The following is a 24,662-nucleotide window of genomic DNA, read 5'->3' as shown; positions in this document are numbered from 1 at the left end:
GGCGGGCGCGGGGGCCGGGATCAAGACAGGGCCGGGTCCTTGAGGGTCAGGGTGGCGTCGTCGGGGTCGAGGACCGCGGTGGCGCCCAGCGGGACGGTCAGCGCGTTCGGGCAGTGCCCGAACCCCAGCTCCCACAGCACCGGCACCCCCAGCGACGCGAGCAGGTCCTGCGCCACGGCCTTGACCTCGGCCAGCTCCCCGCAGCCCTGCCAGGACCCCAGGGCGATGCCGCCGACCCCGGTGAACCACCCGGCGCGCAGCAGGTGGGTGAGCATCCCGTCGATCCGGTAGGGCTGCTCGTCGACGTCCTCCAGCAGCAGGATCGACCCGTCCGGCGGGGGCAGCGCGTCGAGCGTGCCGACCTCGGCGGCCAGCAGGCTCAGGTTCCCCCCGACCAGCACCCCCTCGGCCCGCTCGTGCCCGGTGGAGGTCGTCGCCGGGCCGATGAGGGTGGTGACCTCCTCGGGGTGGAACAGGGTGGCGTGCAGGTGCCTGCGGGCCTCGGCGTCGAACGCCCGGGTGGAGATCATCGGCGCGAACAGGGTCACCAGGTCCAGGGTCTGCCCGACCGCGGTGTGCAGCGCGGTGGTGTCCGAGGAGCCGACCAGCAGCTTCGGGCCCGCCTCGGCCAGGGCGGGCCAGTCCAGCAGGTCGACCATGCGGTGCGAGCCGTACCCGCCGCGGGCGCAGAACACCGCGGCGACCCGCGGGTCGCACCAGGCGTCGCGGAAGTCCGCCGCCCGGTCGGCGTCGCGCCCGGCCAGGTAGGGCAGGTCCGGGTGGCGGTCGAGGACGTGCTCGCCCACCCGCACGTCGAGCTCCCAGGACTCCAGCACCGCCACCCCCTCGGCCAGCTGCTCGGGGGTGACCGGCCCGGCGGGGGCGATCACGGCCACGGTGTCGCCGGGGCGCAGCCGCCGGGGCGCGGTGCGGCTCACCGGCGCAGCTCCAGCACCGGCACCCCGGGCGGGGTGAACCCGAGGACCTGGCCGTAGAACGACAGCTCCGCCTCGTGCGCGGCGATGATCGTCTCGGCCTTGCGGAACCCGTGCTGCTCCCCGGCGAAGGTCAGGTAGGCGTGCGGGGTGCCCGACCCGTCCAGGGCGGCGTTGAACCGGTCGGCCTGCTCCGGCGGGCAGATCCGGTCCTCCAGCCCTTGCAGCAGCAGCACCGGGCCCGCCAGCGCGGCCACCTTGTGCATGGGGGAGCGCTCGCGGTAGCGGTCGGCGTGCTCGGGCAGGGTGCCGACGAGGTTCTCGGTGTAGCGGGACTCGAAGTCGTGGGTCTCGCCACCGTCGGCGGTCCACCCGGACAGGTCGAGGATGGGGAACTGGACCACCCCGCAGGCGTAGGTGTCGACGGTGGTCAGCGACGCCGCTGCGGTCCACCCGCCCGCGGACCCGCCGCGGATGCCCAGGCGGGCGGGGTCGGCGGTGCCCTCGGCGGCCAGCGCGGTGGCCACCGCGGCGCAGTCGGCGACGTCGACCACCCCCCACTGGCCGTTGAGGACCTCCCGGTAGGCGCGGCCGCGGCCGGTGGACCCGCCGTAGTCGACGGCCACGACCCCGATGCCGCGGCTGGTGAAGTAGGCGAACCCGACGTTGAGCGCGGTCCCGTTGGACCCGGTGGGCCCGCCGTGCACGTGCACCACGTACGGGGGCAGCTCGCCCTCGGGGGCGGCGAAGTCGGGGTTGGTGGGCGGGTACACCAGCGCGGGGATGGCGCGGCCGTCGGCGGCGGCGAAGCTGCGGTGCACCGGCTCGGGCAGCCACGCGGGGTCGGGGATCGGCTGCCCCGGCTCGCCCAGGCGGGTCAGCTCGCCGGTGGACAGGTCCAGGCGCACCACCCCGGCGGCCTCGCGGGGCCCGGAGCCCACCGCGGTGACCACCCCATCGGTCCCGGCGCCCAGGTCCGACCACAGCGGCACGTCGGTCTCGACGTCGGTGATGGTGGCGGTGCGCTCGTCGAGCACGGCGAGCCCGCCCGCGCGCAGCACGGCGAACCGGCCCCGGCCCAGGACCCCGAACCAGCGGCGGCCCAGCTGCCAGAGCGGGCCGCCGATCTCGTGCTCGCCGGGGGCGAGGTTGGTCACGGTGCCGTCGAGGGAGACCCGGTGCAGGTTCCACCACCCGTCCGGGTCGGTCAGCGCCAGCAGCGAGTCGGGGGCCTCCCACTCCAGCTGGCACACCGACTCCTGGGGCCCGCCGGCCACGACCCGGTGCACGCCGAGGGTGCCCTCGGCGGTGAGCGGCGCCACGCACAGCTCGGTGCCGTCCCAGGGCATGTTCGGGTGCTCCCACCCGATCCACGCCGCGAACCGGCCGTCGGGGCTGGGGCGGGGGGCGGTGAGGAAGTGGTGGGAGGCGCCCAGCGACCGCACCCCGGACCCGTCGAGGGCGATGGCCACCAGGTCGCGGGCCACGTCGGTGGGCCGGTCGCCGGTGGCGGTCTCGCGCACCGCCCACACCGACGCCCCGTCCGGGCCCGGCACCAGGTCGCTGAACCGCTGCCCCTGCGGGCGGTCGGGCTCGGGGGTCAGCGCCACCGGCTCGGACCCGGGGTCGAGCAGGTAGGCGCGCTGGTCGGCCCAGTTGGTGAACACCGCCCGCCCGCCGACGACGGTGTAGGGGGTGCCGCCGTACTCGTGGACGCGGTTGCGGGCGTTCCACCCCGGGCCCAGCAGCTCGGTGGCCGCGCCCCCGGGGGCCTGGCGGACCAGGGTGGAGCGCCCGCCCTCGTCGGGTTTGGCCAGCGTCCACCACACCTCGTCGCCGAAGCGGCGCACCCAGTTCGGGGCGGCCCCGGGGTCGGCGACGTCCGCGGCGGTGACGGGGGAGGTCCAGGTGCCGTACGGCGCGATCTTCACCACAGGAGGGACCCTACCGAGTACCGGTGGGCGGACCGATACGGTTAACCGTCAGGGAGGCACGGTCTGCTCAGATCAGCGGCGTGCACTAGGTTCGGAGGTGCCATGGCCCGTGTGATCCACGTCTTCCGCCAGCCCGACCGCTTCATCGCGGGGACCGTCGGGCAGCCCGGCGAGCGCGTCTTCTACCTGCAAGCGGTGGAGAGCGCCCGCACCGTGTCGGTGACCATCGAGAAGCAGCAGGTCGCGGTGCTCGCCGAGCGCATCGGCTCGCTGCTGGAGGAGGTGCACCGCCGCTTCGGCGCCGAGGTCGGCGAGGCGGTGGCCGCCGACGCCGCCGATGCCGTCGACGCCGACCCGCTGCAGGTGCCGGTCGAGGAGGAGTTCCGGGTGGGCACGATGGGCCTGGGCTGGGACGCCGAGACCCGGGCGGTGGTGATCGAGCTGCTCGCGGCCACCGAGGGCGAGGTCGACGAGTCGGTGGTGCTCGACGACACCGAGGAGGGCCCGGACGCGGTGCGGGTGTTCCTGACCCCGACCGAGGCGCGCGCGTTCGCCCGCCGCGCCGACCGGGTGGTCAACGCCGGGCGCAAGCCCTGCCCGCTGTGCTCGGAGCCGTTGGACCCGGAGGGCCACGTCTGCCCGAGGCAGAACGGGTACCGGCGCAGCGAAGAGGACTAGCCGGTGCTGCCCACCGACCCCGACGCGCTGGAGCTGCTGCGGCGCGGGACCCTGGAGATCGAGGGCAGGCTGGTCGACGCCTCCAACGCGACCCTGTTCTGCGCGATCGAGGCCGACGGCGTGGCCGCCCAGTGCGTGTACAAGCCGGTGCGCGGTGAGCGCCCGCTGTGGGACTTCCCCGACGGCACGCTCGCAGGCCGGGAGGTGGGCGCCTACCTGGTGTCGGAGGCCTCCGGGCTGGGGTTGATCCCGCCGACGGTGCTGCGCTCGGGGCCGCTGGGCCCGGGGATGGTGCAGCTGTGGGTCGACACCGACGACGAGCGCGCCCTGGTCGACGTGGTGGCCCCGGCGGAGCTGCCCGCGGGGTGGAAGGCGATCCTGCGCGCCCGCGACGCCGACGGCGAGCCCGCGGTGCTGGCGCACTCGGACTCCGCGGCGATCGCGAAGCTGTCCGCGCTGGACGTGGTGATCAACAACGCCGACCGCAAGGGCGGGCACGTCCTGCTCGGCGCGGACGGCGGGGTCTACGGGGTCGACCACGGCATCAGCCTGCACTCCGAGCACAAGCTGCGCACCGTGCTGTGGGGGTGGGCAGAGGAGCCCTTCGGCGACGAGGTCGTCGAGGCCCTGGTGCGCCTGCGCTCGGCGCTGTCGGGGTCGCTGGCCGAGGACCTGGGCGAGCACATCACCCGCGCGGAGCTCAAGGCGCTGCGGTCGCGGGTGTCGCGGCTGATCAACACCCCGGTGTACCCGTCGCCGGACGAGTCGCACTACCCGATCCCCTGGCCCGCGTTCTGACCACCACCGCCGCCCGGCGCAGTCGGGGAGGGGTTGCTGGACGCGGGCAGTCACGACCGTTCGCGTGCGGGCCACACCGCCGAACCCGTCTGTCCACTGTGCCGGTTGATCGTCGTAGTCGCACAAGCCTGCCACCGCACCAGGCACTTGAGACGCCGCGCGGCCGAACTGCGACGACCACCCGGCACGGGGTCAGTTGCCGGTGGTGAGCACGACGCGGAAGCGGGCGCGGCCGGAGAGCATGCGGTCGAAGGCGTCGGCGGCGCGTTCCAGGGGCAGGGTCTCGACGAGGGGCCGGGCCCCGGTCAGGACGCAGAAGCGCATGGTGTCCTCGGAGTCGATGGCGGTGCCGCAGGGGTGGCCGGTGATGGAGGTGGCGGCCCCGATGAGGGCGGTGGCGCCGACGCGCAGGGGTTCGGCGGCCGCGCCCAAGACGGTGACCTGACCGCGGGGGGACAGCCCGGTCAGCGCGGTGGACACCGCGGGGCCGCTGGTGGTGGTGGCCAGGACGACGCGGGCGCCGCCGAGGGCGGACAGTGCCTTGCCGGCGTCGACGGTGTCGGGGTCGATGTGGTGGTGGGCGCCGAGTTCGCGGGCGAGCGCGGCCTTGTCGGCGCCGCGGGAGATGGCGATGACCTCGCAGCCCATCTTGGCGGCGAACTGGACCGCGAGGTGGCCCAGGCCGCCGAGGCCGAGCACGGCGACGCGGTCGCCGGGGCGGGCGGGGCTCGAGCGCAGGGCGTGGAAGGCGCTGACCCCGGCGCAGAGCAGGGTCGCGGCCTCCTCGGCGGCCAGCGCGTCGGGCACCCTGGCCAGGGCGGCGGCGGGGACGACGAGGGCGTCGGCGTAGCCGCCGTCGACGGTGGTGCCCGGGACGCGGCCGGTGGGGCAGGTGATCGCGTCGCCGCGGCGGCAGCGGTCGCAGTGCCCGCACCCGCCGCCGAAGCGGCCCACCCCGACCCGGTCGCCGGGCGCCCACGTCCCGGGCACGTCGGGGCCGAGGGCGTCGACGACGCCGACGACCTCGTGGCCGGGCACGATCGGGTAGGCCGGTGCGCCGTCCCTGGTCGTGGTGTCGGCGTGGCAGACCCCGCAGGCCTGCACGGTGACGCGCACCTGCCCGGGCCCCGGCTCGGGCACCTCCCGCTCGACCAGTTGCAGCGGGCCGCCGGGGTGGGGGAACTGCACGGCGCGCATCGTGGTCATGCTGGTCCTCCCCGGGGGCGTGTGGCCGGGAGGTACCCGGTGGTGCTCGCGGGGCAAACAGTCCGATGAGGCCGGTGGCGCGCCCGCCCGCCCCGGAACCAGTTCGGGCGGGCGCGCCGGGGGCGGCTACTCCGAGGCGAGCAGGTCGCGCAGCTCGGTGACGGCGTCGCGCAGGTGCTCGGCGAAGGTGTGCATCTGCTCGGCGACCGCGGCGGGGGTGGACAGGTAGATGTTGAGGTGGTCGGGCAACAGCACGTAGGCGATGCCGATGCAGGTGGGGCTGGTGGAGCCGAACCCGAAGTACTGGATGTTGACCGAGGGCGCGGAGCTGGTGGACAGGTAGTCGTTGCGCATGACCGTCCACCCGGGGCTGTCGTAGAGCGACAGGTGCCCGGTGGCGCCGAGCTGCTCGCCGCGGCGCTTCTGGATGAGCTGGAGCTCCCACAGGTGCTGCTCGGGGGCGCGGCCCTGCTGGCAGTCCTTGGCGCGGGCGACGTGGGCCTCGGCGGCGGCGCGGAAGGCCGCCCGCTTGGCCGCGGCGTCGGCGCCGGTGTCCTCCATGGCGGCGACGAAGGCCAGCACCTCGGGGGTGACCACGCGCATCGCCTCGGTGCGCCCGTTCTGGTACTGGCGGGTGGCGATGGACTCGTAGGTGGCGCCGGTGATGCCCTTGGCGCGCTTGTGGGCGAGCTGGTAGGCCAGCTGCGCGAACGCGTCGGGCGACATCTTCAGGCTCTTGGCGACCTTGGTGCCGAAGTCCGGGAAGGACACGGTGCGGGTGGCGGTGGCGGCGCCGTACTCGGCGAAGGCGCGGCGGGCGGCGGCGATGTCGGCGCGCAGCTCGTCGTCGAGGGTGAACTCCAGCAGCCGCACCGGCGGGGTGCCCTGGGTGCGGGCGCCGGAGGCGGCGGCGTGCTCCTCGGCGCCGCGGCCGAGGACGGCGTCGACGAAGCTGAGGATGGTGGTGCCGTCGAGGCCGCAGTGCTCGACGTTGATCCCGGCGCGGCCGTCGGCGAAGACGATGAACGACACCGACTTGTCGAAGTAGCGGTTGCCGGAGTCGCCGTGCAGCAGGTGGTCGCAGGCGGCCTGGACGTCCTTGGGGGCGAAGGACTCGAGGTTGACGACGAACAGCGCGGTCTCGATGGTGTCGATCGAGGCGGCGTTGCCCGGGTCGGCGAGCAGCCGGGCGCGGGTGGCGGCCCACTCGGCGCGGGCCTTGGTGGTCAGCGACCCGACGGTGGTGTCGGGGGCGGCGGGGGAGTTGCCGCCCGCCTTGACGACCTCGGCGAGCCCGGCCTTGAGGTCCTCGGGGGAGTACGGGGCGCCGTCGGGGCCGATGACGTCGAGGGCGAAGGCGTTGCCGCGGTTGAACACGACGACGTGGCGGGCGGTGGAGGGCCCGGGCCACTGGTCGGTGTAGGGGACGCGGACGGTGTCCTGCTCGGCGCCGGGGATGCGGGTCTCGGAGAACAGGAACTTGTTCTGCTCCATCGACAGCGCCTGCCCGCGCTGGAGCACCGGGGGCACGGCCTCGGCGTCGAGGGCCAGCTTGAACGCCACGGCGCCGGTGATCAGCTCGGCGGCGCGGGTGAACTGGTCGGCGTCGGTGTCCTGGAACAGGAAGAAGAAGTTGGCGTTGAGCGCGATGCGGTCGCGGCGGCCCAGGTAGCGGGCGGGCCAGAACACGTCGAGCCAGCTGCGGGTGCCCGGTTCGGCGTCGAAGCGCTCCAGGTCGGCGTGCAGGGCGCGGGCGGGGGAGCCCTCGGCCAGGTACTCGGCGACGGCGGCCTCGGTGGCGGCCAGCTGCTCGGGGGTCAGCAGCGGGGCGCACCAGTCCAGGAACCGGGCGCAGGTGTCGTCCAGGGTGGGCAGCGGCACCCGGGGCAGCCGCTCCTCGTTGCCGAAGGTGCTGGTGGACCACTCGGTGGTCGCCGCGGTGCCCGTCGAGGCCTGGGTGCTGGTCACTGTCATCCTTCTTCGCGCCGGTGGTGCTGTCCGGTTGTGCTGCTGTCCGTGGTGGTGGTGTTGTGGTGGTGCTGGTGCGGTGCGGTCCCGGTGGGACGCGGGGGTCATCATCTGGGGTGCGGTCGTCGGTGCGCAATAACGCCGTGATCACCCCGGGTGCCCACCCGGTGGCGCCGCGGCCGCGGGCGGGGGCCCCGGGGTGTCGATCATGGTCGGTGGATCATGCCAGCGCCGTGGGGGTGGTGCCGCGCGGGTGCGACAGGTGCAGCTCGGCGTAGAGCCAGCCCTCGGTCTCCAGGCCGGTGGGGTCGACCCCGGCGGCGGCGATGGTGTCGAGCACCTGGGTCTGCTCGTCGGCGGAGGCGAAGCGGCGCTGCTTGAACGCCCCGGGCACCGCGGTGGTCTCGTAGCCCAGCTCCGCCAGCGCCTCGGCGATCGGGTCGTAGGGGAACATGCGCAGCACGAAGTGCGCCATCCACGGCAGCCGCCCGCCCTGGGCGCGGGCGACGCGCACCAGGGTGGCCTCGGTGACGTAGCCGACGCACCCGGTGGAGATGACCAGGTCGGTGCCCGCCAGCGCCGCGGCCTGCGCCTCGGTGGGCTCGGCGGTCTCCAGGTCGGCGTGCACGGTGTCGTCGAGGAACCCGGCCTCCCTGGCGTAGGCCAGGGCGGGGGCGGAGGCGTCGAACCCGACCACCCGGATGTCCTCGCCCCCCTCGCCCGGGTGCAGCAGGGCCCGGTCCTGGGCCAGCAGCCCCGCGCGGTCGAGCCCGGCGCGGGCGGGGTCGGTGTAGTGGTCGTAGAGGGTGTCCATGGTGGTGTCGGCGCGCAGCAGGGCGGCGTTGATGCCGTAGGAGCAGCCGATGTCGAGCACCTGCGGGGTGGGGGTGTCCTGGGTCTGGCGGTACTCGGCGACGAGCTTGGCGAAGTAGGGCTTGGCCAGGTCGGGGATGCGGTAGTCGACCTCGCGCAGGGCGGCGAAGTAGGACCGCGGGTCGGGCTGGGTGTAGATGTGGTCGAAGGAGGTCTTGCCGGTGTCGTCGTACTCCACGGGGCGTGCTCCTCGCTGGTGGTTCCGGTGGGGTGGGGCGCGCGGGGGCGGCGCGGGCCGGGGTGCCGGTCGCGCCGGGGGTGGCGGTCGCGCCGGGGGTCAGTCGAGGAGGGCGTCGCCGCGCACGCGGGCCGCGGCGGCGGCGTGGTGGGCGGGCAGCACCCGGCCGAAGAGCTGGCGGGTGCGCTCGACGCTGCCGATGACCCCGGGGCGCTCGCTGTAGGCGAAGATCGCCGAGTGCCGGGCGGTGGCGCCGGTGACGGTATCCACCCGGTGCAGGGAGAACCGGCCCTTGAACAGCTGCAGGTCCCCGGGGCGCAGGGTCAGCTCCCGCACCGCGGTGGTGTCGCCGTCGAGCACCGCGCGCACGTCGTCGAGGTTCTCCGCCTCCGCAGAGCGGATCCCCGGGCAGTAGTGGAACTGACCGCCGGACTCCGACTCCCGGGTGAGCATGGAGACGGTGTACTCGTTGGTGTCGAAGTGCCAGGGGTGGGCCATGCCCGGGGGGATGACGTTGAGGCACAGCGCCGAGAGCGGGTCGGCCAGCGGGTGCAGGGCGGGCAGCTCGAAGCAGTCGGCGACGAACCGGCCGAAGCCGGGGTCGGTGTAGAGCCGCTCGATGAGGCAGTCGCGGGGGAGCAGGTCGCGGGCGACGAAGGCGTTGCCGCGGACCATGGCCCGCCGGGCGGGGTGGTCGGCGGGCAGGGTGTCGTCGACGGCGATGTTGTAGGCGTTGACCGTCTCGGGCTCGTAGTGGGCGTGCGGGGCGACCGCCTCGCCCTCGGCGCGCAGGGTGGCCCGCTGCTCGGGGCGGATGAAGTCGGGCAGCACGGTGCACCCGCGCTCGCGCAGCTCGGCCCTGGCGCGCTCGACGACCGCGGCGAGCACGGCGCCGCCCGGGTCGTGCAGCGGGTACCGGTCGGTGTCGACGACCTCCTGGAGGGCTCGCTGCTGTCCGAGCGACTGCGCCATTCGTGCCCGTCCTTCCCCCGCGCGCGGGTGAACGCCTCGTCCGCCCCTTTGTCCGACGCGGCTTCCGAAAGGGTCTAGCACAGTGTTTCCATTGGGGTGATCACGATTGTGACCGGTCTGACACACGGGCGACCCACCCCGGTGGTCGCTCGCATCCTTCCTGCTCACGACCGGTTTTGTACCGCCGAACGGTGCCTATCGCCGCGTTTTTGGCACCCGGTTGGCCACCGGCGCGGGCGCATTCGTGCGCGCTTGCCCAAGATCGCCCCGACAATGGCCGCCGCCTTGTCCGGCCGGACCACCGCACCCCCATCCCGAACACCCCAGGTGTGCGAACGAACATCCCATGTGTGCGAGGATGGTGGGGTGCGAGCCGACGAACGCAGGCAGGTGATCCTCGCCGCGCTGCGCGCGGGCACGGTGGAGGTCGTGGAGGTCTCCGCCCTGGCCGCGCGCACCGGCGCCTCCGAGATGACCGTGCGCCGCGACCTCGACGCCCTCGCCGCCACCGGCCTCGTCCGCCGCGTGCACGGCGGCGCCGTCGCCGCCCTGCCCGGCGCCGTCGAGGTCCCCTTCGCCGAACGCGCCCGCGACGCCACCGGCGCCAAGCGCCGCATCGCCGCCGCCGCGGCGGCCATGGTCGACGACGGCGAGGCTGTCGTCCTCGACTCCGGCACCACCGCCGTCGAGGTCGCCCGCGCCCTGCGCGGGCGACCGGTCACCGTCATGCCCCTGTCGGTGCACGCCGCCCGCGTCCTGCTCGACGACCCCGTCACCCGCGTCCTGCTGCCCGGCGGCGAACCCCGCCCCGGCGAACTGGCCCTGGTCGGCCCGCTCACCCTGGCCTCCCTGCGCGCCCTGCGCTTCGACGTCGCCCTGCTCAGCCCCTGCGGGTTCGACACCACCGCCGGGCTCACCGCCGTCGACCTGGCCGACGCCCAGGTCAAGCAGGAGGCCGCCGCCGCGGCCCGCCGCGTCCTCGTCGCCGCCGACGGCGGCAAGTGGGGGCAGGTCGCCCTCGCCCGCGTCTTCCCCGCCGACACCGCCCACGCGGTGCTCACCGACGCCACCGCCCCGGCACCCGACCGGGCAGAACTGCAGGAGAGAGGGGTGACGGTGCGTGTCTGCTGAGCAGTCCGCCCCGACCGCGCCCCCGCGCGCGGCGCGGGTGGCCACCTGGGGCTACTTCGGCCTCAACGGGTTCGTCCTGGGCATGTGGGTGGTCCACATCCCCGTCATCGAGCACGACACCGGCATCAGCCACGCCACCCTCGGCGCGCTGCTGCTGGTCCTCGGCGGCTCGGCGTTCGTGGGCATGCAGGCCACCGGCGCCCTCACCGACCGCTTCGGCCACCGCGTCGTCGTCCCCGCCGCCGCCACCCTGATCTCCCTGGCCATCATCGGCCCCGGCCTGGCCAGGGGCCCCTGGACCCTCGCCGCCGCCCTGGTCGTGCTCGGCCTGGGCAACGGCGCCCTCGACGTGGCCATGAACGCCCACGCCGTCGACGTCGAACGCGCCTACGGCCGCCCGGTCATGTCCGCCTTCCACGCCGTGTTCTCCGTCGGCGGCGCCCTCGCCGCCGCGGTCGGCGCCCTGGTCCTGGGCCGGGTCCCGGTGCTGCCCACCCTCCTCGCCGTCGCCGCGGTCTGCCTGGTCGCCGTCGTCGCCTTCGCCCGCGCGCTGCTGCCCGGCGACCCCCGCCGCGGCGACCCCGACGACACCACCCCCGCCGAACGCCCCCCGACCCGGCTGGTGTGGCTGCTCGGCGGGCTCGCCTTCGCCCTCATGCTCTCCGAGGGCGTGGCCTACGACTGGGCCTCGGTGCACCTGCGCGACGTCCTGGGCACACCCCCGGGCACCGCCGCCCTGGCCTACGGGGCGTTCTCGGTGGCCATGACCATCGGCCGCTTCACCGCCGACCCCGTCGCGGGCCGCTTCGGCGCGGTGTGGGTGGTGCGCTGGGGCGCCGCCCTGGCCGCGGTCGGCCTCGCCACCGCCGCCGCCGCACCCTGGCCCGCGCTCGCCATCACCGGGTGGGCGGTGTTCGGCATCGGCCTGTCCGGGTGCGTCCCGCAGCTGTTCACCGCCGCGGGCAACCTCGGGTCCCGCTCCTCGGCGGTCCTGGTCGCCCGCGTGGTCGGCATGGGCTACCTCGGCCTGCTCGCCGGACCCGCCTCCATCGGCGCCCTGACCGGGCTCGTCCCGCTCAACGCCGCGTTCGCCCTGCCCGTGCTGCTGTGCGCGGTCGGCGCCCTGGGCGCGTCGGTCCTGCGCCCACGCCCACTCGCCGGCTAGGAGCCGCGTCGGGCGGTACAGGCGGCCGTGATGTCAGGCGGCCGCGGTGTCAGGTGGGTGAATGCCGGGCGGGGGACGCGGGGGCGGGTGGCGGGCCTGTGGAGCACGGCCTAGCGTGACCGCGTGCGCCCCCACGACTACCGCCGCGACATCCTCAAGCCCGCCCCCGCCCGCGCGATCCCGCAGGTGCCCGCCACCCCCGGCACCGTGGTCGAGGATCCGGCCACCGGGTTCTGCGGCGCGGTCGTGCGCCTGGAACGCGACACCGTCGTGCTGGAGGACCGCCACGGCCGCCACCGGGTGTTCCCGCTGACCCCCGCCGGGTTCCTCCTCGACGGGCGCCCCGTCACCCTCGTCCGCCCCGCACCCGCCCCCACCACCCCCGCCCGCCGGGTCTCGGCGTCGGGGTCGGTGCGCGTGGAGGGCCTGCGTGCCCGCACCGCCCGCGCCTCCCGCATCTGGGTCGAGGGCGTGCACGACGCCGAGCTGGTCGAACGGGTCTGGGGCCACGACCTGCGGGTGGAGGGCATCGTCGTCGAACCCCTCGACGGCGTCGACCACCTGCCCGCCGCGCTCGCCGCCTTCGGCACCTCACCGCTGCGCCGCGTCGGCGTCCTGGTCGACCACCTGGTCGCGGGCAGCAAGGAAACCCGCCTCGTCGACACCCTCGACGACCCGAACGTCCTGGTCACCGGCCACCCCTACGTCGACATCTGGGAAGCGGTCACCCCCGCCGCCCTCGGGATCGACGCCTGGCCCCGCGTGCCCCGCGGGCTCGACTGGAAGCAGGGGGTCTGCGACGCGCTGGGCTGGGGCGACCCGGCCGAGGGCTGGCGGCGGGTCCGCGCCGCGGTGACCACCTTCCGCGACGTGCAGCCCCCGCTGATCGGCGCCGTGGAACGGCTGATCGACTTCGTCACCGAACCCGCGGGCTGACCCCCTGTGGACAACCGGCCCCGGGCGTCGGCCCGCGGTGCGAGGATGGCACCACGCGACCCCGCCGGGTCGCGGTAGGGCCACAAGTCACCGCCGCGCCCCCCGCCGGGCCGCCGGTGGGGGAGGATGGGGGCATGGCGGCGCTGGTGTGGGTCATCGCGGGGATCGCGCTCGTGGTGGCAGAGGCGCTCTCCGGCGACCTGGTCCTGCTCATGCTCGGCGTCGCCGCGCTGCTCGGCGGCGGCGCGGAGGCGCTGTTCGGCTCGACCCTGGTCTCGGCGGCGGTCTTCGCCGCCTCGGCGCTGGGCCTGCTGGCCGCCGCGCGGCCCGCGCTGCGCCACCGGCTCACCACCCGCCACGTCACCGACAACGCCGCCGCTCTGCTCGGCGCCCCGGCCACCGTGCTGTCCACCGTGGACGCCCACGGCGGCCTGGTGCGGCTCAACGGGCAGGAGTGGACCGCGCGGTCGATGGACCCCGAGCAGGTCCTCACCCCCGGCACCGCGGTCACCGTCGTCCAGATCGCCGGGGCGACCGCGGTGGTGTGGGCCGACCACCCACCGGGCCTGCCGCCGGGGCCGGACGGCGACTGAGGCGACCGCGCCCCGGGGGCAGGCGCGGGCGAGGACAGCAGGACAAGCGCAAGGTTCGACGAGGCAAGGACTGTCGACGCGAGACTGTCGACGCAGGGTTTGACGACGCAGGGTAGGGAGGTCCGCGAGTGGAGCCGACAGTCATCGTCGCCATCATCGTGGTCGTGTTCGTGTTGATCGTGCTGGTCAAGTCGGTGCTGGTGATCCCGCAGGCGCAATCGGCGGTGATCGAGCGCCTGGGCCGGTTCCGCACCGTGGCCGAACCCGGGCTGAACTTCCTGGTGCCCTTCTTCGACCGGGTGCGCGCCCGCATCGACCTGCGCGAGCAGGTCGTGTCCTTCCCGCCGCAACCGGTCATCACCCAGGACAACCTCACCGTCTCCATCGACACCGTCGTCTACTTCCAGGTCACCGACTCCCGGGCCGCGGTCTACGAGATCTCCAACTACATCGTCGCCGTCGAGCAGCTGACCACCACCACGCTGCGCAACGTCGTCGGCGGCATGTCCCTGGAGGAGACCCTGACCTCCCGCGACTCCATCAACTCCCAGCTGCGCGGGGTGCTCGACGCCGAGACCGGCCGGTGGGGCATCCGGGTGGCCCGCGTCGAGCTCAAGGCCATCGACCCGCCGCCGTCGATCCAGGACTCCATGGAGAAGCAGATGCGCGCCGACCGGGAGAAGCGCGCCATCATCCTCAACGCCGAGGGCCAGCGCGAAGCGGCCATCAAGACCGCGGAAGGCCAGAAGCAGGCGCAGATCCTCGCCGCGGAGGGCCAGAAGCAGGCCACCATCATGGCCGCCGAGGCCGACCGCCAGTCCCGCATCCTCAAGGCCCAGGGCGAGCGCGCCGCCCGCTACCTGCAGGCCCAGGGCCAGGCCAAGGCCATCGAGAAGGTCGTCGCCGCGGTCAAGGCGTCCAAGCCCACCCCGGAGGTGCTGGCCTACCAGTACCTCCAGACCCTGCCCACCATGGCCCAGGGCGACGCCAACAAGGTGTGGATGATCCCCACCGACTTCTCCAAGGCCCTGGAGGGCTTCGCCCGCCAACTCGGCGCCCGCGGCGACGACGGGGTGTTCCGCTACGAGCCCCCCACCGACACCGCCCCCGCCGCCGACCCCGCGGCCGACGAGGAGGAGGTCGCCTCCTGGTTCGACACCTCCACCGACCCCCGCGTCGCCGAGGCCGTGCGCGCCGCCGAGGAGGTCGCCCGCAAGGAGGTCGAATCACCCCTGGCCACCCCCGCCACCCCGGCCACCGCTGCCCCGAACCCGGCCGCCCCGGCGGTCACCCGCGGCGCCGAGGAACCCCGCCAGGTCACCTCCGGACCCACCCCGACCCCACTGGCCGACCCGGACATCACCCGCCCGGTCCGCAACCCCCTGGCACCGCCCCAGCAGCCCTGACCCAGCCTGGTGCCCACCCCAGCCACCCCCGGCCCGGGGCGGGCACCAGACCCAGGACGTGCCCACCGCCGCCGGTCAGGCCGTGGCGGGCGACGCGGTGGGGGAGGACCGGGTGGCGCTGACCCGCGTGGGCCCGTGCCGCCTCAGCGACCGAAGTTCAACCGGTAGACCTGCCGCGCCTTCGCCGCCGTGGTGAAGTCCACCGGCACCACTCCCACCACCGCCGTCTCCAGCGCGTCCAGGTACCCCGACACCTTCGGCCAGATCGCCCTGTCGGCGTCCCGCGGCCACAACGCCCACCCCCAGGACGAGGTGAACGTGATGAACAGCTTCTCCGCGCCCGCCGCCCGCGCCGCGTCGAAGTGCGCCGCCACCCCCGGCCACTTGCGGTTCTCCAGGTCCGCCAGCGTCGCGATGTCGTAGTCGTCGGACAGGTCCACGGCGGGGGAGTTCCACCCGATCCCGGGCACCCCGCCGTTGTCCGACACGACCACCACCTGCCCGCGCGCCTCACCCACCGACGGCACCGCCGACCCCGTCCGCAACAGCCCCGGGTACCGCTGGGCGTAGCCGGCGAACACCGCCCCGAACGCGGCGTCCGACTCCGTCGAGTACTCCTGCTTCACCCGCATCAGCACCACCTCACCCGGGTGCGCGGCCAGGAAGTCCCGGCACGCCACCAGCACGTCGTCGAAGTTCAGGCGCTGGTAGAACGACGAGTGGTGCAACGAGAACGACCCCTCGAACAACCGGCACCGGATGTCGAGGAACCGCACCCCCGCCGCCAGCTGCTCACCGATCGACAGGTCCTGGTTGGCCACCGCCGCCCCACCCACCCGCGTCCCCGACCCGTGCGTGCCTGGGATCGACACCCGCGTCAACGGCGTCGACGACCCCAGCGCCCCCATCCAGTCCGCCGCCCCCGGCACCACCGCCGCCGAGGCCACCCGGCCACCGAGCGCCACCCCCACCGCACCCGCGGCAGCACCGACCAGCAACCCCCGCCGCGACAGCAGCGCACCCATGCCCGACTCCTCGCCTCGCCCGGTGTCCGATCACCGCATCATGTCGGCCACCAACCGGACACCACAACAGTCCGCCAACCAGCACCGCCCACCCGGGCGGCAACCCTGCCCGATCACCCGACCCCGATCACCCGGCCCAGGTCACCTGATCCCGGTCACCACGTGCGCCACCACCGGCGTCGGCGCCGCCCCGCAACTGGCCGGGCGCACCCCCAACTCCCGCTCCGCCACCGCCACCCGCCACACCCGCCCGTCCACGTGCCCCACCTCCACCGACCACCCACCGCCCCCGGCCACCACCGACCGCACCACCAACTCCCCGGACCCCACCACACCCACCGACTCCCGCACCGCCAACTCCGCCACCTGCCCCGGCGCCGACCACGTCGACCGCCCCCGACACCCCTGCACCACCACCCCCTCCGAACCCAACAACACCCGCCCCCGCTCCACGTCCAACCCCCCGTAGGCATACCCCGACGGCAACAACAACCCCGTCGGCGCGAACCGGTGCCCACCCAAGTGCGTCGACTCCCACACCGCCTCCCCGAACTCCTCCGCCAACCCCGCCGCCACCGGCCGCCCCACCACCGCACAACACACATCCCGCCGACCGTTCGTGCACACCAACAACACCGGCCCCGACACCGGCACACCCCACCCACCGTGCTCACCCACCCCCACACCCGCCACGTCCAACCCCGCCAACTCCTCCACCACACCCGCCCGCACCCACTCCGACCCCGGCACCGTCGACGCCACCAACACCCGCCGAGACCCCGCCACCACCGCCCGACCCGGACGACGGATCAACACCACCCGAACCCCCGGCGCACCCACCCCCGGCACCACCACCTCACGCCCCCACGGCCCCGGCTGCTCCACGCACACCCACCCCGACGCCACCGCCGCCGTTCCCGCCAACGGCTCACCCACCACCCGCGACACCACCCGGCACACCGCACCCGACACCACGACCCCCTCCCCACGACACCACCCACTGACACCCCCATCCCACCACCCACCACAACCCCCACCCGCTCACCCGGACCCGGCACCCCGCCCCGACGCCCGCCCCAACCGCTGCGACACCCGCACCAACGCCTCCGCCAACTCCGGCGACCCCACCACCTCGAACTCACACCCCAACATCCCCAACCACGACGCCATCCCCTCCCACGACGGCGCCCCCGCCGTCAACAGGCACGACCCCTCATCCACCGCCACCAACTGCCCCGACGTCACCGAGATCACCTCCCGCGCCCGCTCCACCGACCACCGCAACAACACCGTCGCCTGCACCGGGTACGCCCGCACCGTCAACCCCCGCTGCGCGTACTCCGCCAGATCCTCCGCAGGCGGCTCCCGCGGCGCGAACCGCGGCCCCGTCGGCACCCTCGGCTCCAACCGGTCCACCCGGAACGTCCGCCAATCACCCCGGTCCACGTCGAACCCGATCAAGTACCACCGCCGACCCGTGTGCACCAACCGCAACGGCTCCACATCCCGCCGCGACGACTCCCCACCGTGCGACCGGTAGTCGAACCGCACCCGCTCCCGATCCCGCACCGCCGCCGCCAACACCGTCAACACCCCCGGGTCCACCACCGGCCCCACCGCCACCAACGGCACCGTCGAGGCCCCCAACGCCCGCACCCGCTCCCGCAACCGCGACGGCAACACCTGCTCCAACTTCGCCAACGCCCGCACGCACGTCTCCTCGATCCCCGCCACCGCCCCCGTCGACGCCGTCCGCAACCCGATCGCCACCGCCACCGCCTCCTCGTCGTCGAGCAGCAACGGCGGCAACGCCGCACCCGCCCCCAACCGGTACCCACCCGCCGTCCCCGCCACCGCGTTCACCGGGTACCCCAACGACCGCAGCTTGTCCACGTCCCGCCGCACCGTCCGGTCCGTCACCCCCAACCGCACCGCCAACTCCGCCCCCGACCAATCCCGCCGGGTCTGCAACAACGACAACAACCGCAACAACCGCGCCGACGTCTCCATCACCACCCCAGCATCCCACCCCACCCGGACAACACCTGTCCGCAAGACCCGCCACACTGCACCCGTGCCCGACCGCCTCACCCCCCGCGCCCTCAACCGCGCCTACCTCGCCCGCCAACTCCTCCTCCACCGCCACCCCCTCACCCCCGCCCAAGCCCTCCACCACCTCATCGGCCTGCAAGCCCAAGCCCCCGACCCGCCCTACCTCGGCCTCCACGCCCGCCTCACCGACTTCCACCCCGACCACCTCGCCGACCTCCTGCGCACCCGCGCCGCCGCCCGCCTCTCCCTCATGCGCGGCACCCTCCACCTCGTCACCACCGACGACGCCCACACCCTGCGCCCCCTCCTGCAACCCCTCCACGACAAGGCCACCCGCACCAACGGCGGCCCCACCGTCCGCACCCTCACCCCCGAGCAGATCACCGCCATCACCACCCGCGGCCGCACCCTGCTCACCCAACGCCCCATGACCGCCGCCGAACTCGGCACCGCACTGGCCACCGAGTTCCCCGGCCACCCCGCCGACCGCCTCGCCATGATCGTCCGCAACACCACCTCCCTCACCCAGATCCCCCCACGCGGCCTCTGGCGCACCCCCGGCCCCGCCGCCCACGCACCCACCGACACCTGGCTCCCCCCGACCACCCGACCCCCCACCACCATCGACGACCTCGTCCTGCGCTACCTCGCCGCCTACGGCCCCGCCACCCCCGCCGACGCCCGCACCTGGTCAGGCCTCACCGGTCTCACCGAGGTCTTCGACCGCCTCACCCCCCACCTGCGCACCTACACCACCGACACCGGCACCGTCCTGCACGACCTGCCCGACGCACCCCGCCCCGACCCCGACACCCCCGCACCCGCCCGCCTCATCGCCGACTACGACAACCTCATCCTCTCCCACGCCGACCGCACCCGCGTCCTACCCGACACCGTCCGCCCCCACGTCCTCGGCGGCCCCAACGGCGTCATCCCCGCCACCACCCTCGTCGACGGCCACATCGCCGGCACCTGGCGCCTGCGCCGCACCCGCCGCACCGCCACCATCGAGATCACCCAGCACACCCGCACCACCACCGAGGCCCGCCACGACCTCACCGCCGAAGCCCACCACCTGCTCACCACCACCGACCCCGACCTCACCCACGAGGTCACCCTCCACACCCCCTGACGACCACCCCCGACCCCATCTGCGGACCCTCACCCCGTCACGAGCAAGAACGCGAACCCGTCATACCCCTTCGACCCCACCGTCTGCACCGCCGTCGCCACCACCCGGGGCTCCGCCGCGATCAACCGGTTCATCTCCCGCGTCGCCACCACCTGCGGGTTCACCGACCCCTCGTCCGCGATCGCCCCACCCCGCACCACGTTGTCCACCACGATCACCCCACCCGGCCGCGTCAACCCCACCGCCAACCGGAAGTACGACGGGTTGTTCTCCTTGTCCGCATCGATGAACACGAAGTCAAACGGCTCACCCCCCACCAACCCCTCCAACGTCTCCACCGCAGGCCCCACCCGCACGTCCACCACCTCCGACAACCCCGCCACCGCCAAGTTCTCCCGCGCCACCGCCGCGTGCTCCGCCGACACCTCGCACGTCACCAACGACCCACCCGCGGGCAACGCCCGCCCCATCCAGATCGTCGAATACCCGCCCAACGTCCCCAACTCCAACACCCGCCGCGCCCCCAACGCCCGCACCCACAGGTGCAACAACGCCCCCTGGTTCGGCGCCACATCGATCGGCGGCAACCCCGCCGCCCGCGCCCGCTCCAACGCCCCCGTCAACACCTCGTCCTGCTCCACCAACGCCGACACCAGGTACTCGTCGACCCGCGACCACTCCTGCTGCACGACCCACCCCATCCCTCGCCACCACCCAGGCCCCGGACAGGACCCGGCACACCCCACGCTAAGGGCACTCCCACCACCACCCACCACCCACCCCACCGACCCGACCCACCGCACCCCGAGCCGGACCACCCGCCCCCACCTACCATCGTGATCATGCCGACCCCGGACCGCGCCTGGCCCACCACGGACGCCCACGACGAACTCGCCCTCCAGTGGCAGTTCCTCCGCTTCCTGCGCACCACCGCCGTCACCAAGGCCACCGGCACCACCCCCGCCCAAGCCACCGACGCCCCCCTCACCACCTCACCCCTGATGACCCTCCTCGGCGTCATCAAGCACCTCACCGCCGTCGAACGCCACTGGCTCACCCGCACCGCGGGCGGCGCCGACCTGCCGACCCTCTGGCCCCCCGACGACGACGTCCACGACTGGCGCCTGCGCCCCGGCGACACCCCCACCACCGTCCTCACCGCCTACCAGGCCGAATGGGCCCTCGCGGAGACCGCCATGGCCCCCCTCACCGCCGACGACCAGGCCCTCGGCGACCCCACCCGCACCGTCCGCTGGTGCCTCACCCACGTCATCCAGGAAACCGCCCGCCACGTCGGCCACCTCGACATCCTCCGCGAACTCGCCGACGGCACCACGGGGGAGTAGCCCCGAGGACGGGGGAGGGGCTGCTCCACCCGGACGCACCGGACAACCCCCGACGTGACAGCCCGGAAAACGTCCCACCACCACGGCAACCTTTCCCACCCCCACGCGCTCCAGGCAGCAGAACCCCCACCTGGAGGCCCCCGCATGACCCTCAAGTTCGCCCGCACCCCCCGAGAACGCGCCGAACGCAGCCTCACCGTCACCACCACCCACACCGCGGGCACCACCACCATCACCGCCCACGGGCGCATCGACCTCGCCACCGAAGCCCCCTGGCGAGAAGCCCTCATCACCACCGCCACCACCCCCGACCCCACCACCCACCACCTCGTCGTCGACCTCACCGCCGTCACCCACCTCAGCTGGGCCAGCACCGCCGTCCTCCTGCGCGCCCACCGCGCCTGCACCCGCCGCGGCCGCACCCTCACCACCCTCGCCCGCGGCCCCATCCTCAGCAGCCTCCACCTCACCCCCCTCGCCCAGGAACTCCGCATCGCCCCCTCCACCACCACCGCACCCACCCCCCACACCCACTCCACCAACGCCTGGCTCATCGCCTGAGGCGACGCCGCGGGGGAGCAGCGGGCATGATTCGGTGAACAGCGAATCATGCGGGGGAGCGGGATGCGGCACATCGAGGTCAACGGACAGCCGCTCGACGTCGAGACGGCCACGCGCCTCATCCCGCTGCCACACGGGCACTTCACGGCCGCGCAGGTCCGGGGGAACAGGATCGCCGGCTGGCAGCACCACCTGAGGCGGCTCCGCGAAGCGTCGCGGGAGATGTTCGGGTGGGCCCACGAGGACGAGCACGTGACCCGGCTGGTGCAAGCGGCCCTGGCGGCCGACGGCCGGGGCGACGCGTCGCTGCGGGTCATCATGGCCACACCCAAGCGGGACGAACCGGACGTGCTCGTGGTCGTCGACGACCCCGTGGACATGACCCCCGCACCGCCGCTGCGGACCCGGACCGCGCGGTACGAGCGGGAACTGCCGTGGGTGAAGCACCTGGCCACCATGGGGTTGCTCCGGGCGCACCACCAGGCCCACGCGGCCGGGGTGGATGACTTGATCTTCGTCGACCACGGGGGAGTGGTGCTGGAGGGGTCGATCTGGAACCTGGCGCTCTGGGACGGCGACGGGGTCACCTGGCCCGCGGGGCCGGTGCTCGACGGCGTCACCCAGCAGCTCGTGCGCGACAACCTGGACGTGCCGCAGCGACACCGAGCCGTGCGGGTCGACGAGCTGGACGGGTTCCGCGGGGCGTTCTTCCTCAACTCCCAGTGCGCGTGCCAGCCGATCGGCGCCATCGACGCGGTGGAGTACGCGGTGCCGCCGGACGCTGTGGCGGCGTTCGAGCGGGCGTGGGGAAGGGTCTCCTGGGCACCCCTCACCGCTTACTTGACATAATGTCGATTATCGAACATCGGCCAACCTGGGGTCGTCGACCTGATGAGCCGCCGACAAACGTCACGGTGACGATTTGACGCTGGTGCCGCGTCGCGGCGCCGTCCGGAGCCTTGAGTCGTCCGCGTCGAGCGTTCGAGCGCATCGGACACCGGCCGCCCGCCGAGGCGGCGAGAGCCGGGCACGGGGTGTGCGAGACGGGCAGAACGTCGACCGAACAGCCCGACACTCGCCCACCGGACCCCATCCAGGCGAACACGTGTTCGATGCATAATCGCGGTTATGCATCGAACGCCAGTGCGAGAACCACCCGGCCGGGCGGCGGGTCGGTGATCAACTTGTCGGTGGGCCCGGGTATGCAGGTGCGGTGAGGTTGATCGACGCGCAGGACGCGTTCTTCGTGGCCCGGCGGCCGCGCAAGGACTCCCCGCACACCACCGCCGCCTACCGCCGGGACCTGGCCGGGGTCACCGCCCACCTGGTCGCCGCGCTGGGCACCGAGGACGTCGAGCTGGAGCAGGTCAGCGCCCAGGTGCTGCGCGAGGCGTTCGGGGCGTTCGCGGACACGCACGCGAAGAGCTCGGTGGCGCGGGCGTGGTCGACGTGGAACCAGTTCTTCCAGTTCTGCGTGGCCGACGGGTTGGCTGGTGGGAACCCGATGGGCGCGATCGGGCGGCCGCGGCCGGGGCCCCTCTCCCCCAAGCCGCTGCGCGGCGAGTCGACGCCGGAGCAGCTGCTGTCGGCGATCGCGGGTGGGGCGCGGCGGGCGCGGGTGCCGTGGCCGGAGCGGGACCTGCTGGTGCTGGCGCTGGGGTTGGTGGCGGGGTTGCGGGCCTCGGAGATCCGGGCGCTGAGGCGGTCGTCGGTGGTGGGGCGCCCGGGTGAGCGGCGGGTGTACGTGCACGGCAAGGCGAACCGGGAGCGGTCGATCCCGATCGAGCCGCCGCTGGAGCGGGTGATCGCGGCGTACCTGTCCTCGTGCGAGCGGCGGTTCCCGGCGTCGCGGTGGTCGGCGGAGGACCCGCTGGTGCTGGGGTCGGACGGGGCGGGGATCGGGCGGGGTGCGTTGGACTACCTGGTGAAGCAGTGCTTCCGGCAGGCGGGGTTGCACGACCGGGTGCCCGCGGGGGCGAACCTGCACGCGTTGCGGCACACGTTCGCGACGCGGTTGGCCGAGGACGGGGCGAACGCGGTGGAGATCATGGTGCTGCTGGGGCACGCGAGCCTGAACACCTCGCAGGGCTACATCGATGCGACAGGGCGGGAGCGGCGGGCGGCGGCGGCGTCGAACCGGACTTACCGGGTGTTGGAGGGGTTGGCGGGCGGCCAGGAGGACGGCGAGGGAGAGGACGGGGGCTAGGGGGCGGGTGGTGGGCGGGCCACTAGCCTCGTGGGGGTGGGTCGTCGCAAGCTCAGGTCACCTCTCCCCCAGCGGCACGGGTTGGACGCTGCGCGGTTGCGGTTGCCCGATGAGGGGTCGTGGGCGACGGTGCGGGACCACCTGGTGGAGCGGTTGCCGCGGGTGGACCCGGGGCGGATCGATCAGATGCTGGTGGAGGGGCGGGTGGTGACGCAGGAGGGGCCGGTCTCCCCCGCTGACCCGTTCGTGCCGGGGTTGTTCGTGTGGTTCCACCGGGACCTGCCGGTGGAGGTGCCGGTGCCGTTCGAGGTGTCGGTGGTGCACCAGGACGACGAGGTCGTGGTGGTGGACAAGCCGCACTTCCTGGCGTCGATCCCGCGGGGCAGGCACGTGGTGGAGACGGCATTGGTGCGGGTGCGGCGGCAGTTGGGGATCCCGGAGTTGTCGCCTGCGCACCGGTTGGACCGGGTGACGGCGGGGTTGTTGCTGTTCGTGGTGCGGCGGGAGCTGCGGGGCAGGTACCAGACGTTGTTCCGGGATCGGCGGGTGTTCAAGGAGTACGCGGCGGTGGCGCCGGTGGACGGTGGGTTGGTGCTGCCGCGGGTGGTGCGGTCGCGGATCGAGAAGGAGCGGGGGGTGATCCAGGCGGCGGAGGTGGCGGGTGAGCCGAACGCGGAGTCGCGGGTGGAGTTGGTGGGTGTGCGGGGTGGTCGGGGGTTGTACCGGTTGACGCCTGCGACGGGGCGGACGCACCAGTTGAGGTTGCACATGGCGTCGTTGGGGGTGCCGATCGTGAACGACGACTTCTACCCGGTGTTGCGGGAGCAGGCGTTGGACGACTTCTCGCGGCCGTTGCAGTTGTTGGCGCGGGTGTTGGAGTTCCGGGACCCGGTGTCGGGTGTGGAGCGGCGGTTCGAGTCGGGGTTGGGGTTGGCGGAGTGGGGTCCGCTGGGTGCGTTGCGCTAGGCGGGTTCGGGGGGTGGTGGGTGGGTAGCATCGGTGGTGGGAGGTGGTTGGTGTGGTGCGGCGCAAGCCGGGGCACATGGATTTCGAGACGTGGGTGGACAGCCAGATCCGGGAGGCGCGCGAGCGCGGGGAGTTCGACGGGTTGGCTGGTTCGGGCAAGCCGTTGCCGCGGGATTCCGGGGATTGGTTGGCGAACCTGGTGCGGCGGGAGGGTGGTGAGGCGCGGCGGGAGATGTTGCCGCCGCAGTTGCGGTTGCGGCGGGAGGTGGAGTTGTTGCCCGAGCGGTTGGCGGGGGTGCGGGTGGAGTCGGAGGCGCGGGCGGTGGTGCGGGAGTTGAACGAGCGCATCGACCAGTGGATGCGGACGGGGACGGGTCCGGTGGTGGTGCGGTTCGTGGATGAGGAGGAGGCGTTGGCGGGGTGGGTGGTGGCGCGGGAACGGGTGCGGGCTGAGGAGGAGGCGGCTCGGGAGCGGTCTCGGGTGGTGGGGGCTGAGTCTGTGGGGTTTGGGGCGCGGCGGCGTCGGTGGTTCCGGCGGGGGTAGGTGGCGGCTGGCGCGGCTGTGTTCAGGGTGGGGTGTTCTGCGGGGTTGGTGTGGGCG

General features: G+C 74.0%; 24 protein-coding genes. 14 read left to right on the top strand and 10 right to left on the bottom strand.

Annotated features, from left to right (window positions below; all coding sequences use genetic code 11):
* Positions 1-20: 20 nt before the first annotated feature.
* Entirely contained in the window at positions 21-938 is a 918-nt protein-coding gene (locus BJP25_RS11090) for a S66 peptidase family protein (protein WP_075974715.1), read from the bottom strand.
* Complete coding sequence (locus BJP25_RS11085; RefSeq protein ID WP_075974714.1) at positions 935-2,869, bottom strand: S9 family peptidase; 1,935 nt, start codon at positions 2,867-2,869, stop codon at positions 935-937. Before BJP25_RS11085 ends, BJP25_RS11090 begins: the two co-directional genes overlap by 4 nt.
* Positions 2,870-2,971: 102 nt before the next feature.
* Between BJP25_RS11085 and BJP25_RS11080 the strand changes: the two genes are divergently transcribed.
* The gene (locus BJP25_RS11080; RefSeq protein WP_075974713.1) at positions 2,972-3,547 is read left to right on the top strand and encodes a DUF3090 domain-containing protein; all 576 of its coding nucleotides are present in this window, start codon (positions 2,972-2,974) and stop codon (positions 3,545-3,547) included.
* 3 nt (positions 3,548-3,550) lie between these two features.
* Positions 3,551-4,345: an SCO1664 family protein gene (locus tag BJP25_RS11075; protein ID WP_143218983.1), complete on the top strand. Its 795-nt coding sequence runs from the start codon at positions 3,551-3,553 to the stop codon at positions 4,343-4,345.
* Between the two features lie 192 nt (positions 4,346-4,537).
* Here BJP25_RS11075 and BJP25_RS11070 read toward each other — a convergent pair whose 3' ends face one another.
* The 4 genes from BJP25_RS11070 to BJP25_RS11055 all read right to left on the bottom strand — a co-directional run bounded on the left by BJP25_RS11070 (position 4,538) and on the right by BJP25_RS11055 (position 9,542).
* Complete coding sequence (locus BJP25_RS11070) at positions 4,538-5,551, bottom strand: alcohol dehydrogenase catalytic domain-containing protein (RefSeq protein ID WP_075974712.1); 1,014 nt, start codon at positions 5,549-5,551, stop codon at positions 4,538-4,540.
* A gap of 126 nt (positions 5,552-5,677) precedes the next feature.
* Complete coding sequence (locus BJP25_RS11065) at positions 5,678-7,519, bottom strand: choline/carnitine O-acyltransferase (protein WP_233158000.1); 1,842 nt, start codon at positions 7,517-7,519, stop codon at positions 5,678-5,680.
* Between the two features lie 220 nt (positions 7,520-7,739).
* A complete protein-coding gene (locus BJP25_RS11060) occupies positions 7,740-8,570 on the bottom strand; it encodes a methyltransferase domain-containing protein (RefSeq protein ID WP_075974710.1) in 831 nt (276 codons plus the stop codon).
* A gap of 99 nt (positions 8,571-8,669) precedes the next feature.
* Positions 8,670-9,542: a HalD/BesD family halogenase gene (locus BJP25_RS11055; RefSeq protein ID WP_075974709.1), complete on the bottom strand. Its 873-nt coding sequence runs from the start codon at positions 9,540-9,542 to the stop codon at positions 8,670-8,672.
* 366 nt (positions 9,543-9,908) lie between these two features.
* Between BJP25_RS11055 and BJP25_RS11050 the strand changes: the two genes are divergently transcribed.
* The 5 genes from BJP25_RS11050 to BJP25_RS11030 all read left to right on the top strand — a co-directional run bounded on the left by BJP25_RS11050 (position 9,909) and on the right by BJP25_RS11030 (position 14,773).
* Positions 9,909-10,673, top strand: a complete 765-nt coding sequence (locus BJP25_RS11050; RefSeq protein ID WP_233157999.1) for a DeoR/GlpR family DNA-binding transcription regulator — start codon at positions 9,909-9,911, stop codon at positions 10,671-10,673.
* On the top strand, positions 10,663-11,838 hold the full coding sequence (locus BJP25_RS11045) for an MFS transporter (RefSeq protein ID WP_075974708.1): 1,176 nt from the start codon (positions 10,663-10,665) through the stop codon (positions 11,836-11,838). The genes BJP25_RS11050 and BJP25_RS11045 overlap by 11 nt, the downstream gene beginning before the upstream one ends.
* A gap of 123 nt (positions 11,839-11,961) precedes the next feature.
* Positions 11,962-12,774 carry a DUF3097 domain-containing protein gene (locus tag BJP25_RS11040; RefSeq protein WP_075974707.1) on the top strand — a complete coding sequence of 271 codons (813 nt, stop codon included), beginning with the start codon at positions 11,962-11,964 and terminating at the stop codon, positions 12,772-12,774.
* Between the two features lie 134 nt (positions 12,775-12,908).
* The gene (locus BJP25_RS11035) at positions 12,909-13,367 is read left to right on the top strand and encodes an NfeD family protein (protein ID WP_075974706.1); all 459 of its coding nucleotides are present in this window, start codon (positions 12,909-12,911) and stop codon (positions 13,365-13,367) included.
* Positions 13,368-13,495: 128 nt separating this feature from the next.
* Complete coding sequence (locus tag BJP25_RS11030; RefSeq protein WP_084793871.1) at positions 13,496-14,773, top strand: SPFH domain-containing protein; 1,278 nt, start codon at positions 13,496-13,498, stop codon at positions 14,771-14,773.
* Positions 14,774-14,916: 143 nt separating this feature from the next.
* Here BJP25_RS11030 and BJP25_RS11025 read toward each other — a convergent pair whose 3' ends face one another.
* The 3 genes from BJP25_RS11025 to BJP25_RS34820 all read right to left on the bottom strand — a co-directional run bounded on the left by BJP25_RS11025 (position 14,917) and on the right by BJP25_RS34820 (position 17,811).
* Entirely contained in the window at positions 14,917-15,798 is an 882-nt protein-coding gene (locus tag BJP25_RS11025; protein WP_075974705.1) for a phosphatidylinositol-specific phospholipase C, read from the bottom strand.
* A 141-nt stretch (positions 15,799-15,939) separates the two neighbouring features.
* Complete coding sequence (locus BJP25_RS36145) at positions 15,940-16,425, bottom strand: sucrase ferredoxin (protein WP_269844536.1); 486 nt, start codon at positions 16,423-16,425, stop codon at positions 15,940-15,942.
* 414 nt (positions 16,426-16,839) lie between these two features.
* Entirely contained in the window at positions 16,840-17,811 is a 972-nt protein-coding gene (locus BJP25_RS34820) for a helix-turn-helix transcriptional regulator (protein WP_075974840.1), read from the bottom strand.
* 61 nt (positions 17,812-17,872) lie between these two features.
* Here BJP25_RS34820 and BJP25_RS11010 point away from each other — a divergent pair, with 61 nt between their 5' ends.
* Positions 17,873-18,982, top strand: a complete 1,110-nt coding sequence (locus BJP25_RS11010; protein WP_075974704.1) for a winged helix DNA-binding domain-containing protein — start codon at positions 17,873-17,875, stop codon at positions 18,980-18,982.
* Between the two features lie 29 nt (positions 18,983-19,011).
* Here the strand turns inward: BJP25_RS11010 and BJP25_RS11005 are convergent, their stop codons facing one another.
* Positions 19,012-19,683 carry an O-methyltransferase gene (locus BJP25_RS11005; RefSeq protein ID WP_075974703.1) on the bottom strand — a complete coding sequence of 224 codons (672 nt, stop codon included), beginning with the start codon at positions 19,681-19,683 and terminating at the stop codon, positions 19,012-19,014.
* 141 nt (positions 19,684-19,824) lie between these two features.
* On the opposite strand from BJP25_RS11005, the gene BJP25_RS11000 reads away from it, so the two are divergent.
* From BJP25_RS11000 to BJP25_RS36140, 6 genes are all read left to right on the top strand, one after another.
* A complete protein-coding gene (locus tag BJP25_RS11000) occupies positions 19,825-20,328 on the top strand; it encodes a DinB family protein (protein ID WP_075974839.1) in 504 nt (167 codons plus the stop codon).
* A 144-nt stretch (positions 20,329-20,472) separates the two neighbouring features.
* Positions 20,473-20,889: an STAS domain-containing protein gene (locus BJP25_RS10995; protein ID WP_075974702.1), complete on the top strand. Its 417-nt coding sequence runs from the start codon at positions 20,473-20,475 to the stop codon at positions 20,887-20,889.
* Between the two features lie 63 nt (positions 20,890-20,952).
* On the top strand, positions 20,953-21,738 hold the full coding sequence (locus BJP25_RS10990) for an aminotransferase class IV (RefSeq protein ID WP_158075631.1): 786 nt from the start codon (positions 20,953-20,955) through the stop codon (positions 21,736-21,738).
* 364 nt (positions 21,739-22,102) lie between these two features.
* Positions 22,103-23,095, top strand: coding sequence for a tyrosine-type recombinase/integrase (locus BJP25_RS10985; RefSeq protein WP_075974700.1), 993 nt, complete (start codon positions 22,103-22,105; stop codon positions 23,093-23,095).
* Positions 23,096-23,191: 96 nt separating this feature from the next.
* A complete protein-coding gene (locus tag BJP25_RS10980; RefSeq protein ID WP_233157998.1) occupies positions 23,192-24,061 on the top strand; it encodes an RluA family pseudouridine synthase in 870 nt (289 codons plus the stop codon).
* Positions 24,062-24,137: 76 nt separating this feature from the next.
* A complete protein-coding gene (locus BJP25_RS36140) occupies positions 24,138-24,605 on the top strand; it encodes a DnaJ family domain-containing protein (RefSeq protein WP_075974837.1) in 468 nt (155 codons plus the stop codon).
* Positions 24,606-24,662: the final 57 nt, after the last annotated feature.

The sequence above is a fragment of the Actinokineospora bangkokensis genome, assembly GCF_001940455.1.
GTDB lineage: Bacteria > Actinomycetota > Actinomycetes > Mycobacteriales > Pseudonocardiaceae > Actinokineospora > Actinokineospora bangkokensis.
This window is presented reverse-complemented; position numbering and strand designations above follow the sequence as displayed.

Excerpts from the sequence above, each read along its gene's own strand:
- BJP25_RS11025 (WP_075974705.1), bottom strand. The coding sequence starts at position 15,798 with ATGGGTGCGCTGCTGTCGCGGCGGGGGTTGCTGGTCGGTGCTGCCGCG.
- BJP25_RS11080 (WP_075974713.1), top strand. The coding sequence starts at position 2,972 with ATGGCCCGTGTGATCCACGTCTTCCGCCAGCCCGACCGCTTCATCGCG.
- BJP25_RS11070 (WP_075974712.1), bottom strand. The coding sequence starts at position 5,551 with ATGACCACGATGCGCGCCGTGCAGTTCCCCCACCCCGGCGGCCCGCTG.
- BJP25_RS10995 (WP_075974702.1), top strand. The coding sequence starts at position 20,473 with ATGACCCTCAAGTTCGCCCGCACCCCCCGAGAACGCGCCGAACGCAGC.
- BJP25_RS11035 (WP_075974706.1), top strand. The coding sequence starts at position 12,909 with ATGGCGGCGCTGGTGTGGGTCATCGCGGGGATCGCGCTCGTGGTGGCA.
- BJP25_RS11005 (WP_075974703.1), bottom strand. The coding sequence starts at position 19,683 with ATGGGGTGGGTCGTGCAGCAGGAGTGGTCGCGGGTCGACGAGTACCTG.
- BJP25_RS36140 (WP_075974837.1), top strand. The coding sequence starts at position 24,138 with ATGGATTTCGAGACGTGGGTGGACAGCCAGATCCGGGAGGCGCGCGAG.
- BJP25_RS11055 (WP_075974709.1), bottom strand. The coding sequence starts at position 9,542 with ATGGCGCAGTCGCTCGGACAGCAGCGAGCCCTCCAGGAGGTCGTCGAC.
- BJP25_RS10990 (WP_158075631.1), top strand. The coding sequence starts at position 20,953 with ATGCGGCACATCGAGGTCAACGGACAGCCGCTCGACGTCGAGACGGCC.
- BJP25_RS11000 (WP_075974839.1), top strand. The coding sequence starts at position 19,825 with ATGCCGACCCCGGACCGCGCCTGGCCCACCACGGACGCCCACGACGAA.